We start from the raw sequence: 17,318 nt of genomic DNA on the forward strand, positions 1-17,318 counted from the left end.
ATACGATACTGTTTCTTTATTTTTAAAATAAATTTTATAAAAAACGCAAACAAAAAAAGAAGATTTATCTAAAAAAACAGCAATCTAATTCAGATATCTTAAATATTATTTTAACATTTAGAAGAAATTTAGTTTACTGGAAGTTTTTCATAGCTTTGCAAAAAAATGACTGAAATGAAAACTGTTGACGAAGTACGTTTTGACTTAAATGTAAAATTGATGAAATTTAGAAGATTCCGCTTTGAAAACGGAAACATAAATAATCCCGATTTACAGGAACGAGCAAAAAAAGGTTTTTTCAAAAAGATTTTTAGCTAGAAAAAACAACTATAAAAAAGCTGAACTGTTGAGATAACCTTTATCCACAAGTTCAGCTTTATCTTTGATACAATGCGTTTTACCATCTTTAATCAGAATTAATTTAGTCGAAATCCTGATTACGTTCAGATAATTATGATCGGTGATAATAATTCCTTTTTTAGCTGAATTCACAATTATCAATTCATTTACCACATCTGCCATAATTGGCGACAAACCATTGTAAGGTTCATCGAGCAAAACAAACTTTGAAGGATTAAACAGCACTATTTTAATTTCAAGGTATCGCAATTCTCCACTAGACAATTGATTTATTCTTTTCCTTAAAATTGACTGAATAAATTCATCTTCATAGAAAAGTATTAGTTTTTGTTTATCGATCGATAATAAAATCGCCTTTTTTACAGACAAATGATTTGGAATAAATTGTTCCTGCGACAAATAACTTATTTCTTTCGACAAACTATTTTCATTGTTCTTTGACACAGAATCAATTCGAATACATTTATTAGGAGCTGATTCTATACCGAAAATAATCTTCAACAAAGTCGATTTCCCTGAACCATTTCTTCCTAGTAGACCAATGATTTCAGCAGTTTCACATTTCAGATACACATCTGAAAGGATCACTCTGTCATTAAACTTTTTTTGAATTCCATCAACTTCTAAAATATGCTTTTTCAAAATATTCTTTTTATTAAAAAAGTTATCAAACCAATTAAAAGTGTAATACAAATGGTCAGGAGATAACTAAAAATCAAAAGTCTCGCCTTTGAAATCCCATTATTCGAATAAAACAAATATTCATTCTTGCGATATAATTCCTTAAAAACTATGCTTATCAAAAAACCAAAGCTCAAAAACACAGCAAAGAAGTAATCAAAACCGGTCAACAAAACAGCGATAGCACAAACCGATACGTTTATAACTAAGGTAGTTTGAAAAAATTCGAATATATTATAAAGCTTTCTGATCGATTAATTTATTTTTTCCTCGAAAGGAATATTGATGTCAAAAATTTCTGTCAGCAATATAACAATTTCCTCTATATAACTCTTCAGAATTTCATTTGTAACCGTTGTATCTAACTCCTTATCTTCTTTAAACCCAAAAGGAAGAAAACCTGATTTTAAATTTTTAAAAGATATAATCCCAACTTCAATAGGCAAACCGGCCGCTTCATTCTCGTACATAAACGCATATGCTAAAACCTGAATGATTTTGTCGTTTTTAAGCTCTTGTGTTAATCCGTTCCAAGACTTAAGTATTACATTTGCTTTTTCGACTTTACCAGTCTTATAATCGACAATTCTAATTTTACCGTTGCGTTGTTCAATTCTGTCAACATTTCCTTTAATTAAAACAGGAAAAGGCAATTTTGGATGATTCAATTGGCGTTCATAAGTCTTTTCTAACGCTATAATTTTAATGGCATCTCCATTTTTTATAGACTCTAATTCCATTTTCAGGAAATTAGAAACATTTCGCTTTGCCACTTCAAAAGCCAAAAGATTACGCCCTTTTTTGATTTCTCCTTCTTTATAAACTTCTTTAAATTGTTTTAAAACTTCATTATCCAACAATTTGAAACAGTTTTCAATGTCTGCTTCCGAAATAAATCTACCAACAAAAGGATCATACAAAGCTTTTAGCGTTTCGTGAATTATAGTTCCCAATGTATTTAATGCAATATTCTCTTCTACTTCCTCTACTTCCCGAATACGAAGAATCTTTTGAAAATAAAACTCAATCGGGTTCCGAATATAACTCGTTAATGCCGAAGGTGAAAAACCAACCGTTGCAATTTCTTTTAAACGCTCCATTACAGCATCAGATTTTGCCACAACCATTGGCTGATATGCTGATGTTGGCAATACCGGATTATAGATATCGAAAGTCAGATTGTGTTTCGATTGTTTTTCAACTTCCAATTGCGTTATAAAACGACTTCGTTCTCCGGCATCCAATCCATCATTTTCAGTGTTATAAATCAGATAAATATTTTTCGCCCTTTGCAATAAATGATAAAAGTGATAGGTATAAATCGCATCTTTTTCTTTAAAAGTCGGCAAACCTAATTCTCTTTTTACATCATACGGAATAAACGAATTCTGGGACTTTCCGGCAGGAAACTTTCCTTCATTCATCGAAGTTATAATTACCGTATCAAAATCTAAAACCCGGCTTTCAAGAACACCCATAATTTGCAATCCATGCAAAGGCTCCCCTTCAAACGAAATTTCAGCAACATCGATAACTTGTTTATAGATCGCGTGCAATGTATCTATATTATCAATATGACTATGTTGGGTGTAATAATTAATCAATTTATTTATCACTTTAAAAACAGCATAAACAAATGCTTTTGCAATCTTTTCTTCCTCGTTGTCATTGCTGAAATTTTCTTTTACCAAAAGTAGAATAGCTGAGACATTTTCAAGAACAGCAACTGATCCACTTTCCCATTTACGGAACAACAATTTAAACAATTGCGATTGATCTGAGTTGAGTTCTACAATCCGATTGTGAGTAATAAAAGTATAATTATTCTCTTTGATTATTCTAACCAGATTTCTGGCATTTGCATAAGGCTCAACCAACGGATGCGTTAAAATATCAAGCACATCTTTATAATAAAACACATAACTTTCGCCTTTTCTGGAAAGCGCATTGGTATGCATTTTAAATAATTTTGCAATCAATATTTGCGACGGATTATTCTTTCCGGAATATCCCATTGTAATATTCAAACTTCCTACAGAAGATGGTAATGAATATAAAACAGGCATTAATAAATTTTCTTCACCAAGTACTATAGCAACCTTATCGAGAGATGTTGCAGGGTTCTCGTTGATAATATTTTCGATAATACTTCCGGTTAATTTTGCCTGACCAATAGTTTTAGGAGTTCCTATTACCTGAATATTTTTAGATTGAGAAAAATCATCTACAATCCACTCAAAAATATTTGATTTATAATGTTTCCAGCTTTCCTTAAAACGTCGAACAAAAAGCCCCGCATCATGATAAGGATCATTGAGAAAAGTCTGATCAACATCCCAATAAATTTTAGCCCGATCCAATGCCAAAAGATGCTGTACAATTTTTTCCTCCGCAGCATTTAAAGCATTAAAGCCTGCAAAAATAAAAGTCTTATTTGAAACGGTATTAGAAAAGTGATTCAGATTATTCACTGCTTCCCTGTAAATCAATCCTTGGTATCCCACAGATTTATTAAGCAAATGATTGTATAAGGCGTCATAATACATGGGAAGAAGTTTCCAGAAATCAATATAATTCTCTAAGAGTTTTGTACTGTTTTCGACTTCTATTCCCCATTTTTTTATGTCTTCAATATCTTTTAAGTAAGACAAAACATGCGCCGGATCTAATAAATAGCGATCAATCTCATTAAAATCCTGTAAAAGTGTTTTTGCCCAATTTGCAAATAACTCAAATGATTGTTGATGTTGTTTCTCAGTTACTGACAAGTAAACTTCATAGAACTCAAATAAAAGTTCAATTGCATCGATAGATCGTATTGATGCGACATCTTGCACAAAATCCTCAATACTAATGATTTCAGGCGAAAGCATTGTATGCTGAGTTTCATTTTTCAGAGCTTCAATCAAAAAAACTTTAGCTCTTTTATTTGGCAATACAATGGTAGTCTGAACAAGTTTAGTTGAATAATCCTGAATTATAACAGTTGCAATTTTTCCGAGAAAAGAAGTATTTATCATTTGATAAAAATAAAAAAAGCCATTCAATTAAGAATGGCTTTTAGATTTTATTTAGAAATTAAATTAGATTTTACCTTGGTATTTAGAACCAATATGTCTAATTTCTGTTCTTCTGTTTTGTGCTCTACCTGCAGCAGTTTTGTTACTTGCAACTGGTTGAGAAGATCCAAATCCTTTAGCTTCTAAGTTTTCTGGATTAACACCTCTTTCGATTAATGCATTCATCACAGCTTCAGCTCTCTCTTTAGATAACTTGTCGTTGATTTTTGCAGAACCTGTACTATCTGTGTGTCCTTCAATAGAGAATTTCGCGTTTGGATAGTTTTTAAGGATTTCTTTAATTGCATCTAATCTAGCTGGAGTTTCTTTGTCTCCTGCTTTGAAAGTAGCTTTACCTGTGTTAAAGTATACAGCTCTTGCTTGAACTTTAAGATCTTCTAAAGCTTCAGTAGTAACTTCAGGACAACCTCTGTTAGAAGCAGGACCGTAAACTGTAGGACAATCATCATCTTTATCAGCTACACCATCTTTGTCAGCGTCTAAGAAAGGACAACCACCATTTTCTTTAGGACCAGCAACTGTAGGACATTTGTCATCTTTGTCTGGAACACCATCTCCGTCAGTATCAGGACATCCGTTGAATTGTTTTAAACCAGCAACATCTGGACAAGCGTCATCTTTATCAGCAACTCCGTCTCCGTCTCTGTCTGGACAACCGTTTAATGCAGCTAAACCAAATTCAGTAGGACAAGCATCACTAGCGTCAACGATTCCGTCTCCGTCAGTATCAGGACATCCGTTGAATTGTTTTAAACCAGCAACGTCTGGACAAGCATCATCTTTATCGTAGATTCCGTCTCCGTCAGTATCTTTACCTCCGAATTTGAAAACTAAACCAGCAGTGTGTTGAAAGTGAGATGGAGCATCTGGAACACCAGCTGCATCTTCTCTATCACCACTAACTGACCATTTGTATCTTGTAGCAAGCTCAAGACCAATAGCATCAGTAAACCAGAAAGTAATTCCAGCACCTGGATTTACAGTTCCATAGCTACTATCACCAAAGAAAGTATAACCTCCACCAACAGATAACGAAGGATCGATTACTTTAGATTTGATTAATTCCTGGAAGCTATATTTAATAGTAGCATCAATTCCGTAATACATCAAATCACCAGGATTAGTTACAACATTACCTCTTGAATCGTGCCCTGGAGCAGCTGGATTAAAAGTAACATATTTATCAATTTTGTTCACAGATCCTTGTAAACCAATAGAGAAACCACTACCTACGTATCTAGACACACCAATGTAAGATAAAGAAGGAAGAATATTCCAGTTGTCTTTTGCAGCGAATGGCTGAGAAAAGTGTTGATCAAAGAAACCACTTCCTGCACCAGAACTGGTTCTAGTGTCAACGGCATTAACTCCAAAAGAGATAGCCCATGGATTGTTACTGTCTTGTGCGTGAGAAGTTAAACCCATCACCATCATCACAGCAACTAAAAGTTTGTTAAGATGTTTCATACTTAATTTTTTTTAATTACAATTTAGTTAATTACAAGCAAAAGTAACACCAAATTTTTTAAATACAAAATGAAATGTTAAAAAAAACCTACAAAAATTCCTCTAAGTGGAAATTATATAACTTTTAACATCTGTCCGACAACTATAAACGCTTCTACAGCCCTATCTAAGTGCTCTTTAGTATGTGCAGCAGATAATTGAACCCTAATTCTGGCTTTATCTTTGGGCACAACAGGAAAGAAGAATCCGATTACATAAATTCCCTTCTTCAAAAGCTCATCTGCCATTGTTTGCGACAATTTTGCATCATATAACATAACAGGAACTATCGCAGAGTCTCCATCAATAATATCAAAACCTGCTTTTTTCATTCCCTCTTTGAAATAGTTTGTATTCCACTCTAATTTATCTCTTAAAGAAGTATCTTTTTCTAATAATTCAAAGACCTTTATAGATGCCCCCACAATTGCCGGCGCAAGTGAGTTCGAAAACAAATATGGTCTAGAACGTTGACGTAATAATTCTATTATTTCTTTTTTTGCTGTTGTATAACCACCCATTGCTCCGCCAAGAGCTTTACCTAAGGTTCCCGTTATAATATCAACTCTTCCCATAACACCTTTTGCTTCAAGCGTACCTTTACCTGTTGCACCAATAAATCCGGCAGCATGACATTCATCTACCATAACCATAGCATCGTATTTATCTGCCAGGTCGCAAATTTTATCTAATGGCGCTACAAGACCATCCATTGAGAAAACACCATCGGTAACAATTAATTTAAAACGCGCTCCGGCTTCATTAGCCTTGATTAATTGCTGTTCTAAATCCCCCATATTACTGTTTTCGTAACGGTAACGCGCTGCTTTACACAAACGCACACCATCTATAATAGAAGCATGATTTAAACTATCTGAAATTATCGCATCGTTTTCTCCCAACAAAGGCTCAAAGACCCCACCATTAGCATCAAAAGCAGCAGCGTAAAGAATTGTATCTTCTGTACCATAAAACTCAGCGATTTTTTTCTCTAATGTTTTATGAATATCCTGAGTTCCACAAATAAAACGCACAGATGACATTCCGAAACCGTGAGTATCCATCGCATCTTTTGCTGCCTGAACTACTTCAGGATGTGATGAAAGACCTAAATAATTGTTGGCACAAAAATTCAAAACTTTTTCTCCTGTCGAAATAGTAATTTCAGCACCTTGTGCAGAAGTTATAATTCGTTCTTTTTTGAAAATCCCATTTTCTTCAATAGTCTGCAACTCACTTTGCAAATGTTCTTTTATTTTACCGTACATTTTTTATTTATTTAAAACGTTAAAAATTAACAAATTAGATCTCTTAAAATCCAAATTATAATTTAACACCTGATTAATTTCTTCACAAATTTACCACATCGATTTCTGTTCCTATATATACCAAAGCCTTTTTTAACACTTTATACCCTAAATCTTCAATAGCATCCTGATATTCCTGAATTTGCTGTGTGTATTTTGAATTCACAGCTCCGGTTTTATAATCTAAAAGATATGCTTCTTTATCTGGAGTCAATACGATTCGGTCCGGCTTCAAAATCCTTCCTTCTTTCTGAACAATCGTTTGTTCATTTAGAATAGTATAATTCCCATCAAAACAAATACTGAGTTCAGGATGATGCACAATTTCCTGCAGAGATCCTAAAACCATATCCATTTGATCCACTTTAATCAAACCATTTTCGATTGCTTTTGTAATTGCCAAATCGACATCTGACTTGTCTTTAACAAAAGCCAGAATCTCGTGAATTATATTTCCGTATGCGATTGCTTCTTGTTGATGCGTTCCCCACATTAAAGCTTCACGCTGTGCTATCTTAATATTTTTAGGATTTAAAACTTCTGACACAACAGGTATTGTTTTTACCAAATCGACTGCTTTTATTGGCAACGAAAGTTTGACCTTATTTCCAAACTCATATTCTAGCTGCTCAGAATCATACAATCCTTTATGAATTAGATATTTAATAAAAAAAGAAGCCATATTACTCGGGAACTCTCCGTCTTTTCTTTCTTTTAGAGATTGTGAGATTACATACAACTGCTCTTCTGCACGGGTTAATGCTACATAGAGAACATTTATATTATCGAGTAATTCTTCTTGTTTTTTTAAATTAAAAACAGCCGAAGCACTTTCTCCAAAACCCTCAACCGCGCTGCTGTTATCAATCAAAGCCTTTGGCACATCCAGATCAGCACCGTCAGTATCAAGCCATAACTTATCTTTTGGCTTGCGATTATAATCTTCTTCAGCAAAGGGCATTATCACCACAGGAAACTCCAATCCTTTCGACTTATGGATCGTCATAATTCGCACCGCATTAATTCCTTCAGGAGACGGAATACTAAACTTCTCCCCGTTTTTATCCCAATAAGTCAGAAAATCAGCAATTCCGGCCTGATTTCTAATATCCCGTTCTAAAACAATATCCAGAAAAAACTGAATATATGCATTTCCTTCTGAAAGAGGTATAAATTTTGAAATAATAACTTCTACTGCTTCGTAAAGTGATTTTTTCCGAACATTTTCAAAAGAAAGAGAAACATCAAAAGTCAAAAGCCATTTTTCAAAATCAACTTCAATCTTTTGCGCCATTCCTTTTGCAATGAAATCATGCACCGGCATTTCAAGCTCTTTGTTTGATGCTAAAAAATGCAAGAAATTAGCTTTCGATTCCAGATCAGCACTATTATTTAGATATTTCAACAAATGAACGATCAAACGAACTTCAACAGCATTCTGAATCATCAATGTCTCTGAAGACAAAATAGGAACTCCTTGTTCCGTCAAATAATTTGCAATTGCAATTCCCTGATCTCTTTTTCGGGTCAGAATAACAATATCATTATACTCAAAACCTTCACTATTTACTTTTTGAATTGTATTTAAAGTTGCTAAAACATACAAATCTGATTTCTCTACAACTTCTTCTTCATCAGCAAAATCATTTTTCTCTATTATCGGAAGAAAAGAAATATTGACATAACCTCCGTTTTTTGAATTCGACTTTTGAAAACTGTGATTCTCGTATAAATCCTTATAATCTTCATTAGAAAACTCTGTCGAAATCAACTTAAAAAAATCATTATTAAAATCAATTACTTCACTAAAACTTCTGTAATTGGTATCTAAATGTTTTATTACCTTATCCTTATTATTGAAGGGATTTAAGCCCTTACTCAATTCTATAAATTGCTCTGCTTTTCCTCCTCGCCAACGATAGATAGATTGTTTGGGATCTCCCACAATCATCAAAGTTCCTTTATTTCCAAAATCATCTAAACCAGAAAGCGAATTATCGATTAACGGGATCAGGTTTTGCCATTGCATCTCTGAAGTATCCTGAAATTCATCAATAAAAAAATGACGATACCGTTCTCCAATACGCTCATAAATAAAAGGGGCTGGCTGGTTTTGAATTTCCCGATGAATTATAGCATTAAATTCTGAAATTGATAAGATATTTTGTTCAGATTGTATTTTTGCCAATTCATTACTAACGGTATTTAACAGGGAAAGTGGCGTAATATTTTTCAGGAATGCTTTATAAAAATCTCTTTTTTCGAAATTTTTATAAATCTTCTCTAAAATTTGAAGTAGTTCAGGAATTATATTTTCGATTAATGCTTTGTCTTTAGCCGTTTTATTAATTGCAATATCATCAAACTCATGAAACGTTTTATTACGGGGATTAAATTTCCCGTCACGAATACTTTCCAGATGATTTGGGAAGGTTCCTCTGGAAAATGATTTTAAATCAATACCGCTTTTATCAATAAGTGAAAGCGCTTCCGTAGCAAAATTTCCATTTTCAGATTCCAGGCCTTTACAAAGAGCCAGCATCTTCTTTTTTATTACAACAAACTCTTCGATAGATTTATCCTGAAAATGAGAAATTTCATTTCGGTTATTCTCATTAAGAACTAGTCTTCCGGTATCTAAAATTTCACGTGAAATGTCCCAACTTTTATCATCGTCAGTTTTCTCCATCGTAAAGTCAATCAATAATTTCGTCAAAGTTTCATCCTGACCAGCCTGCGCAATAATCGCATCAACTGCTTCTACCAATAGATTTTCAGTATCTAAAGTTACCTCAAACGTCATTGGCAAATTCAAATCATGTGCAAAAGCACGAATCACTTTATGCGTAAACTTATCAATTGTAGAAATATCAAAAGCAGCATAATTATGAATAAGATGTTTTATTATGCTTTGAGACTTTATTTTGATTTTAATGATAGAAAGACCTGTATCGCGAGACAAATCTTCCATTAGGTCAAGTGCTTTTGCCGAAGGCTCTTCTTTTGCAAATTCAGACAAGCTCCCTACAATACGGCTTTTCATTTCGTGAACCGCTTTATTAGTAAATGTTATCGCTAGAATATTTCGGTAAGCATCATTTTTAGAAGAAGAAAGAATAATTTTAAGATATTCCTTAACCAAAGTATAGGTTTTTCCCGAACCTGCAGAGGCATCATAAAGAGAAAAGGACGGACTTTGCATAACTTTAGTTTTATACTGCAAAAATAGCACAATAAATATTAAACCCCAATAATAGAAAATTCCAAATTCCAATATCTGCCCGCAATGAATACGTCAAATATTGGAATTTGGAATTAATTATTCTTTTGAATTTTATACAATAACTAAGCTGTTTTAGGAAAGACTCTTTTATTAAAAACTAACAAAATTCCCACTCCTGTAGAAATGGCCATATCAGCAACATTAAAAATAGCATTAAAGAATGACACATCTTCACCACCCCAAATAGGAAACCAATTTGGCAAAGTTCCTCTCCATATCGGAAAATAAAACATATCTACCACTAAACCATGAAACCAGGTTCCGTAAGGTTCCGGAGAAAAAAGTGTTGCAAGATTACCATTACTGTCATCAAAAATAACCCCGTAAAAAACAGAATCGATTATATTTCCTGCCGCACCTGCAAAAATAAGCGCAATTGCAACGACTAAATAAGTCGAATGACGCTTCTTGATCGAATCAGACAACCAATAGGCAATTCCGAAAACAGCAAAAATTCTAAAAATAGTTAAGATCAATTTTCCATATTGCCCCGGTATTTTTGTACCCCAGGCCATTCCTTCATTTTCGATAAAATGAATTCTGAACCAATCAAAAACTACCACCTCATCACCTAAAGCAAAGTTTGTTTTTACATAGATTTTTGAAAGCTGATCAACAATTAAAACTAAAAATATAAGGAAATACGCTTTTCGTAATGACATTTAAATAAATTTTGATGGGCAAAAGTAACAATTTAAACAAAAAAAACGCCCCCTAAGGAGCGTTAATTCTTTCACAACACAAACTTAGATGCGTCGGCTTATTTTAATCACTATCAAAAAGTTTATTTTTTAACCGTTGACTGGACAGGTTTCTTTGGACTATCGGCAAAAAAATCAGAGATAGACTTAAGCAAACCTTTACCCTCTTTTCCTGCTGTTGCCTTCTTGACTTCAGCCTTTTTTACATCGGATTTAAATTTAATGCGGATTTTTTCAAAATCTTTCAATCTGCTCTCCACATCAGAGTTCACGTCTTTGAATTTCAATACTTTAGCCATTGTGTAAGTTTTTTATGTTAAATAAATAAATTATTAATGATTTGGTATTACAATAATACATAATTTAATTTATATTTGTTAGTAAAAATTAACACTTGTTTAGATCGAAAAGCAACATTTTTCACTAATAGACATCGAAATGAATTAATTTTAACAATTCCCCCAAATCCTACAAATATGAATGAGATCACATCCACACTAAACGACTTCCTGGTTAACACCAAATCTTCTGCTGCATTAATCTTAAATGGAAAAGGAAAATTAATCACATCTTTAAATATAGATTACGGAGACAGTGTCGCTGCAATGAGCGCTGCAATTTTATCAATGAGCGAAAAATTCTTAATTGATTTAGACAAAGGTGTATTAAAACAGCTTTTTTTAAAAACATCTGAAGGGGTTGTCGTTGGAAATAAAATAAGCGGTACTAATTTTATTATTGCTTTTTCAAAAGACGGAAGCAATCTGGGTTTATTAATGCGGTCAACAGATGAAGTTGCGACAGAATTGAGTAAGAATTCCCTATTAAAATAACATAAATCTATTCACCCAACAAATCCACCTAAATTATGAGTAACGACTTTTTAAATGTGTTTTTAAACGAAATGAAAACCAACGTAAATGGATTTATAGCAGTGGCTGTAACCGAAATTGAATCAGGATTAAGTTTTGGAAATTTAACAGTTGACCCCGGTTTTGATCCTGAACTTGCAGCAGCTTACAACCTTGAGGTTGTAAAGGCAAAACTAAACGCGGTAAAGGCCTTAAACTTAAACCAGGACATTGAAGATATCCTGATTACTCTTTCGAATCAAATTCACATTATCGACATTTCTCCAAACAAAAAATTCATGATTTATCTTGCCGCAGATGCAAGTAAGGCAAATTTAGGAATGACAAGAGCTGTCTTAAGAAAACACAAGTTAGAGCTAGAGAAAAACTTAGCTTAATTTTTTAGTTCTATTTTAAATTAGAGCTATCTGTATTCAGGATAGCTCTAATTTAAAACAAACAATCTTCGCCCCAAATCGAATGCTTTTACTTCTTACAAAAAAAAGCGGATACAATTTCGACTTCTTTTTAGAAATTGCAATTAAATTCTTTCAAAAGCTTTACAGCTATCCATAAACACATTTTCGTAAAACATTAAACAAACAAACAAAAAAAAAAAAAACGCCCCTAAAAGGAGCGCTTATTTTATTAAGTATTTATTATCGTTGCAAGTTTTTCGCTTCGATACTCATTGTAGCATGAGGAACGATTTTTAGCCTTTCTTTGCCAATTAACTTTCCTGTTACTTTACAAATACCGTATGTTTTATTTTCAACACGGAATAATGCATTTTTCAGATCGCGTATAAACTTTTCCTGTCTGATAGCCAACTGTGAGTTTGCTTCTTTTGACATTGTTTCGCTTCCTTCTTCAAATGCTTTAAAAGTTGGAGAAGTATCATCTGTTCCGTTATTCAAATCATTCATATAAGCACTTTTTATTAAATCCAGATCGGCTTGTGCTTTTTGTATTTTATTTTGAATTATTTCTTTGAACTCAGCTAAATCAGCATCAGAGTATCTTGTAATTTCATCTGTCATGGTATTTATATTATTTTGAAATTAATATCATTGTTTTTATATCATCGAATTCAATTTCTGTGCCGTTTTCTAATGCATCCACAAAAACCAATTCATCTGTTAATGTCTCAGACTTTATATAGTCTATATTTTTCAGAATTGCTTCTTCTAAAATACCGCTTCTTTTTATTTGAACTTTAATTTTATCAGTAACCTCAAATCCAGAATCTTTACGGATATTTTGAATTCTGTTTACCAACTCTCTTGCGATTCCTTCGTTTTTCAATTCTCCAGAGATTGTGATATCAAGCGCAACTGTTATTCCGTTTGAATTTGCAACCAACCAGCCTTCGATATCCTGAGATGTTATTTCGACATCTTCTAATGATAAAGTTACACTATTTCCAGCAATAACAATGTCTAACGTGCCTTGCTTGTCTAATTGATTAATCTGATCTGCAGAAAAAGATTGTATCTCTTTGGAAATCAACCCCATATCTTTACCAAAACGAGGACCTAACGCTTTAAAATTAGGCTTAATTTGTTTTACCAGTATATCTGAATCATCCTCTAAAAGTATGATTTCCTTAACGTTTACCTCCGCTTTTATAAGCTCAGAAATTGCCTGAATTTCGGCTCTTTGATTTTCATCAAGTACCGGAATCATTACCTTTTGCAAAGGTTGACGCACCTTAATCATTTCCTTTTTACGAAGCGATAAAACAAGAGATGAGATGGTTTGCGCCTTCTGCATTTTGCTTTCTAACGTTTTATTAACAAAGTTTTCGACAAATTTTGGGAACTGAGCCAAGTGAACACTGCTATATTGCTCGGTTCCTGTAGAAGTCGTTAAATCACGGTATAATTTATCCATGAAAAAAGGAGCGATCGGAGCGCTTAATTTACTGATCGTTAACAGACAAGTATAAAGCGTTTGATAAGCTGCAATTTTATCGTGGGCATATTCTCCTTTCCAGAAACGACGACGACATAAACGAACATACCAGTTACTCAGGTTTTCCTGAACAAAGTCAGAAATTGCTCTTGCTGCTTTGGTAGGCTCATAATCCGCATAACATTCATCAACAAATTTTATTAATGTATGCAATTCAGATATAATCCATTGATCGATTTCAGGTCTTTCGTTTAACGGTATTTCCGCTTCAGCGTATTTAAATCCATCGATATTGGCATATAACGAAAAGAATGAATAGGTGTTGTATAATGTTCCGAAGAATTTACGACGTACCTCAGCAATTCCTTCAAGATCAAATTTTAAGTTATCCCAAGGATTTGCATTCATAATCATGTACCAACGTGTGGCATCAGGACCGTATTCTGCAATGGTTTTAAAAGGATCAATTGTATTCCCTTTACTCTTAGACATCTTAATTCCGTCTTTATCTAAAACCAAACCATTCGAAACTACATTTTTATACGCTACTTTATCAAAAACCAATGTTCCGATTGCGTGCAATGTATAAAACCAGCCACGAGTCTGATCTACACCTTCTGCAATAAAATCAGCAGGAAAATCTTTATTCTCGTCAATTTTGTCTTTATTCTCGAAAGGATAATGCCATTGTGCATAAGGCATTGCTCCAGAATCGAACCAAACATCAATTAAATCGCTTTCGCGTTTCATTGGCTGGCCGGAAGCCGAAACTAAAGTAATTTGATCGACTACATTTTTATGCAGATCCACTAAATCATAATTAGATTCAGACATATTTCCGATCTCGAAACCTTTAAACGGATTTTCTTTTTGAAAACCTGCTTCAATAGATTTTTCAATCGCATTGTACAATTCTTCAACAGAACCAATAAGAACTTCTTCTTTTTTATCTTCTGTTCTCCAAATTGGCAACGGAATGCCCCAATATCTAGAACGAGATAAGTTCCAGTCGTTGGCATTTTTCAACCAATTCCCAAAACGTCCTTCACCAGTAGACTTAGGCTTCCAATTGATAGTTTCGTTCAGGTCGAACATTCTATCTTTTACATCGGTTACTTTTATGAACCAGGAGTCTAGCGGATAATATAATAACGGCTCGTCAGTTCTCCAGCTGTGTGGATAACTGTGTACGTATTTCTCAACCTTAAAGGCTTTATTCTCTTCTTTTAATCGAATAGCAATTTCTACATCTACAGAACGCTCCGGAGCTTGTCCTGCATCATAATATTCGTTCTTGACGTATTTACCGGCAAGATCTCCTAAATGCGAAGTGAATTTTCCTTGTAAATCGACCAAAGGAACTGCCGTTCCGGTTTCGTCTAAAACTAACATTGGCGGAATTTCCGGCTTTGCTTCTTTTGCTACTTTAGCATCATCAGCACCAAAAGTTGGAGCAGTATGAACAATTCCGGTTCCGTCTTCTGTAGTTACAAAATCTCCGGCGATTACTCTAAATGCATTTTCAGCATTTTGATAAGGCAATACATATGGCAATAATTGTTCGTAACGAATCTCGACTAGATCTAAACCTTTTCCTTCTGCCAGAATTTTGTACGGAAGTTTTTTATCACCTTCTTTTACATTAATAAAGTCAGCATCGTCTTCACTTGCAAAAAATCCTTTCCCAAATTGTTTACCAACTAAATTTTTAGCTAAAACAACATTGATTGGTTCGAAAGTGTATTGATTGAATGTTTTTACTAAAACGTAGTCAATTCTTGGACCAACTGTCAATGCAGTATTCGACGGCAATGTCCATGGAGTTGTCGTCCAGGCCAAGATGTGAATATCTCCAAAACCTTGTAAAAATGAAGGCAATGTTTCCGGCAATGTTTTAAACTGTGCTACAATTGTAGTATCTGTAACATCACGATATGCTCCAGGCTGATTTACTTCATGAGAAGACAATCCTGTTCCTGCTTTAGGAGAATATGGCTGAATTGTGTATCCTTTGTACAACAAACCTTTATCATAGATTTGTTTCAAAAGCCACCAAACAGACTCCATATATTTAGGTTTGTAGGTAACATATGGATCTTCCATATCTACCCAATATCCCATTTTTTCGGTCAGGTCATTCCACACGTCAGTATAACGCATTACGGTTTTTTTACACGCTTCGTTATATTCTTCGACAGAAATTGTTTTACCAATATCCTCTTTTGTAATTCCAAGTTCTTTCTCGGTACCTAATTCTACTGGCAATCCGTGAGTATCCCAACCGGCTTTTCTTTTTACCTGAAAACCTTTTTGAGTTTTATATCTGCAAAAAATATCTTTAATCGCACGTGCCATCACGTGGTGAATTCCCGGTAATCCGTTTGCTGAAGGCGGACCTTCAAAAAATACGAAAGGCTCTGCACCTTCGCGAGTAGTTACACTCTTTTCAAATATATTTTCTTCCTTCCAAAAATCAAGTACTTCTGACGCTACCGCTGGCAAGTCAAGTCCTTTGTATTCAGTAAATTTTGTGCTCATTTTATCCTTTTCTTAAACGAGGTGCGAAAGTAAGGAATTTTGGATTATTGACCATCAATTTCTTGAAATTTCACAAACTTTTGTTGAGATAATTGGTACAAAAACATAAGAATTGATTAGTTTCCGGTACTAATCTCAAAAAACCGAGTTAATAATCCAGAAACCAATCAATTCTAAATATTATTTTTTATATAAAAAAAGTCTTTTTAAATCTCACTAAAGCATGAGTTATTAAGAAAATATTTCTTTCAAAACATCAAGGGATTTTGGCCTTTTAAAGCCATCTAAATGAAAACTGTAATAATCAATCAGAATTTTTAATAAAATCTGTCTCTCGATGACATGAAAGACTTTTTGGGCGTTATCAAATTTCAAATCTATTAGTTTTTTAAACAAATTTGTTTCGTGTTCCGTAAGCGCACTCAAACCATGAAAGTGCGTAAAAACACCATCGTTCATTTCAAAATATGGCAAATCAATGTCTGATGTATCAGGATAAAAACCCAAATATTTTGTTATTTCTAAAAGTAAAATCAAATGAAAATTAGAAATTTCATCATGATGATCCAACCAGGTTAAAGCTGTTTCTAAAAAAACAAAAAGTGACTCATTTTTTTCTTCTTCCTGAATGGAGTAATGCAGCATTTCTGATAAAAACATCACCATTGTGCTTTTTACAATATCAGTATGAATGCTCTGAAAAGGGACTGCTGTTTTTATTTCTTTGAAATTTTCTAACGTGCCCTTATTTTTATGCACGGCTTCGATTTCGAGAATTGATAATGGCTGAAAATAAGCAATTTTCTGACTGGCTTTCCGACTCGAAAAAGCATCACGTACAAAATACGTTTTCAAGCCGTTTGAAAGCGTAAAACATTTTACAATCAAACTTTTCTCCTGAAATTTTAATGACGAGATTACTATTGCTTTGGTTTTTACTAACAAAATAAGATTTTAAATATTATTCACGAAGTTACTTTAACCTTTGAACATAAGGACAAAATAAACACGATTTTCACTAATTGTCATTAATTAGTTGCTGAAATTAATTCCACCAACCCGATTAACATAATTAAATTTTGGGCAAATTCGTAAAA

General features: G+C 33.5%; 13 protein-coding genes. 3 read left to right on the forward strand and 10 right to left on the reverse strand.

Annotated elements, in window-relative coordinates; all coding sequences use genetic code 11:
- Nucleotides 1-174: 174 nt before the first annotated feature.
- Nucleotides 175-318 (forward strand): hypothetical protein, encoded by a 144-nt coding sequence (locus QLQ94_RS03555; RefSeq protein ID WP_271337245.1) that lies wholly within the window; start codon nt 175-177, stop codon nt 316-318.
- Between the two features lie 9 nt (nt 319-327).
- Here the strand turns inward: QLQ94_RS03555 and QLQ94_RS03560 are convergent, their stop codons facing one another.
- The 7 genes from QLQ94_RS03560 to QLQ94_RS03590 all read right to left on the reverse strand — a co-directional run bounded on the left by QLQ94_RS03560 (nt 328) and on the right by QLQ94_RS03590 (nt 11,217).
- A complete protein-coding gene (locus tag QLQ94_RS03560; RefSeq protein WP_271337244.1) occupies nt 328-1,002 on the reverse strand; it encodes an ATP-binding cassette domain-containing protein in 675 nt (224 codons plus the stop codon).
- A gap of 293 nt (nt 1,003-1,295) precedes the next feature.
- Complete coding sequence (locus QLQ94_RS03565) at nt 1,296-4,061, reverse strand: PD-(D/E)XK nuclease family protein (RefSeq protein WP_271337243.1); 2,766 nt, start codon at nt 4,059-4,061, stop codon at nt 1,296-1,298.
- A gap of 63 nt (nt 4,062-4,124) precedes the next feature.
- Nucleotides 4,125-5,588, reverse strand: coding sequence for an OmpA family protein (locus QLQ94_RS03570; protein WP_271337242.1), 1,464 nt, complete (start codon nt 5,586-5,588; stop codon nt 4,125-4,127).
- A gap of 113 nt (nt 5,589-5,701) precedes the next feature.
- A complete protein-coding gene (gene kbl, locus QLQ94_RS03575) occupies nt 5,702-6,895 on the reverse strand; it encodes a glycine C-acetyltransferase (protein ID WP_482499216.1) in 1,194 nt (397 codons plus the stop codon).
- An 82-nt stretch (nt 6,896-6,977) separates the two neighbouring features.
- Nucleotides 6,978-10,136, reverse strand: a complete 3,159-nt coding sequence (locus QLQ94_RS03580; protein ID WP_271337240.1) for a UvrD-helicase domain-containing protein — start codon at nt 10,134-10,136, stop codon at nt 6,978-6,980.
- A gap of 143 nt (nt 10,137-10,279) precedes the next feature.
- Nucleotides 10,280-10,879 carry a lipoprotein signal peptidase gene (locus QLQ94_RS03585; protein ID WP_271337239.1) on the reverse strand — a complete coding sequence of 200 codons (600 nt, stop codon included), beginning with the start codon at nt 10,877-10,879 and terminating at the stop codon, nt 10,280-10,282.
- Between the two features lie 122 nt (nt 10,880-11,001).
- Nucleotides 11,002-11,217, reverse strand: coding sequence for a hypothetical protein (locus QLQ94_RS03590; protein ID WP_482499217.1), 216 nt, complete (start codon nt 11,215-11,217; stop codon nt 11,002-11,004).
- Nucleotides 11,218-11,394: 177 nt separating this feature from the next.
- On the opposite strand from QLQ94_RS03590, the gene QLQ94_RS03595 reads away from it, so the two are divergent.
- Both QLQ94_RS03595 and QLQ94_RS03600 read left to right on the forward strand, forming a co-directional pair.
- Entirely contained in the window at nt 11,395-11,751 is a 357-nt protein-coding gene (locus QLQ94_RS03595) for a roadblock/LC7 domain-containing protein (RefSeq protein WP_427401252.1), read from the forward strand.
- 35 nt (nt 11,752-11,786) lie between these two features.
- Nucleotides 11,787-12,167: a hypothetical protein gene (locus QLQ94_RS03600; protein WP_271337236.1), complete on the forward strand. Its 381-nt coding sequence runs from the start codon at nt 11,787-11,789 to the stop codon at nt 12,165-12,167.
- 261 nt (nt 12,168-12,428) lie between these two features.
- On the opposite strand, the gene QLQ94_RS03605 is transcribed toward QLQ94_RS03600, so the two are convergent.
- The 3 genes from QLQ94_RS03605 to recO all read right to left on the reverse strand — a co-directional run bounded on the left by QLQ94_RS03605 (nt 12,429) and on the right by recO (nt 17,166).
- Nucleotides 12,429-12,809, reverse strand: a complete 381-nt coding sequence (locus QLQ94_RS03605) for a TraR/DksA family transcriptional regulator (protein WP_072964239.1) — start codon at nt 12,807-12,809, stop codon at nt 12,429-12,431.
- A gap of 10 nt (nt 12,810-12,819) precedes the next feature.
- Nucleotides 12,820-16,221, reverse strand: coding sequence for an isoleucine--tRNA ligase (gene ileS / locus QLQ94_RS03610; protein ID WP_271337235.1), 3,402 nt, complete (start codon nt 16,219-16,221; stop codon nt 12,820-12,822).
- 231 nt (nt 16,222-16,452) lie between these two features.
- Nucleotides 16,453-17,166, reverse strand: a complete 714-nt coding sequence (gene recO, locus QLQ94_RS03615) for a DNA repair protein RecO (protein ID WP_271337234.1) — start codon at nt 17,164-17,166, stop codon at nt 16,453-16,455.
- Between the last annotated feature and the right edge of the window lie 152 nt (nt 17,167-17,318).

The organism is Flavobacterium sp. B114r (assembly GCF_056824125.1).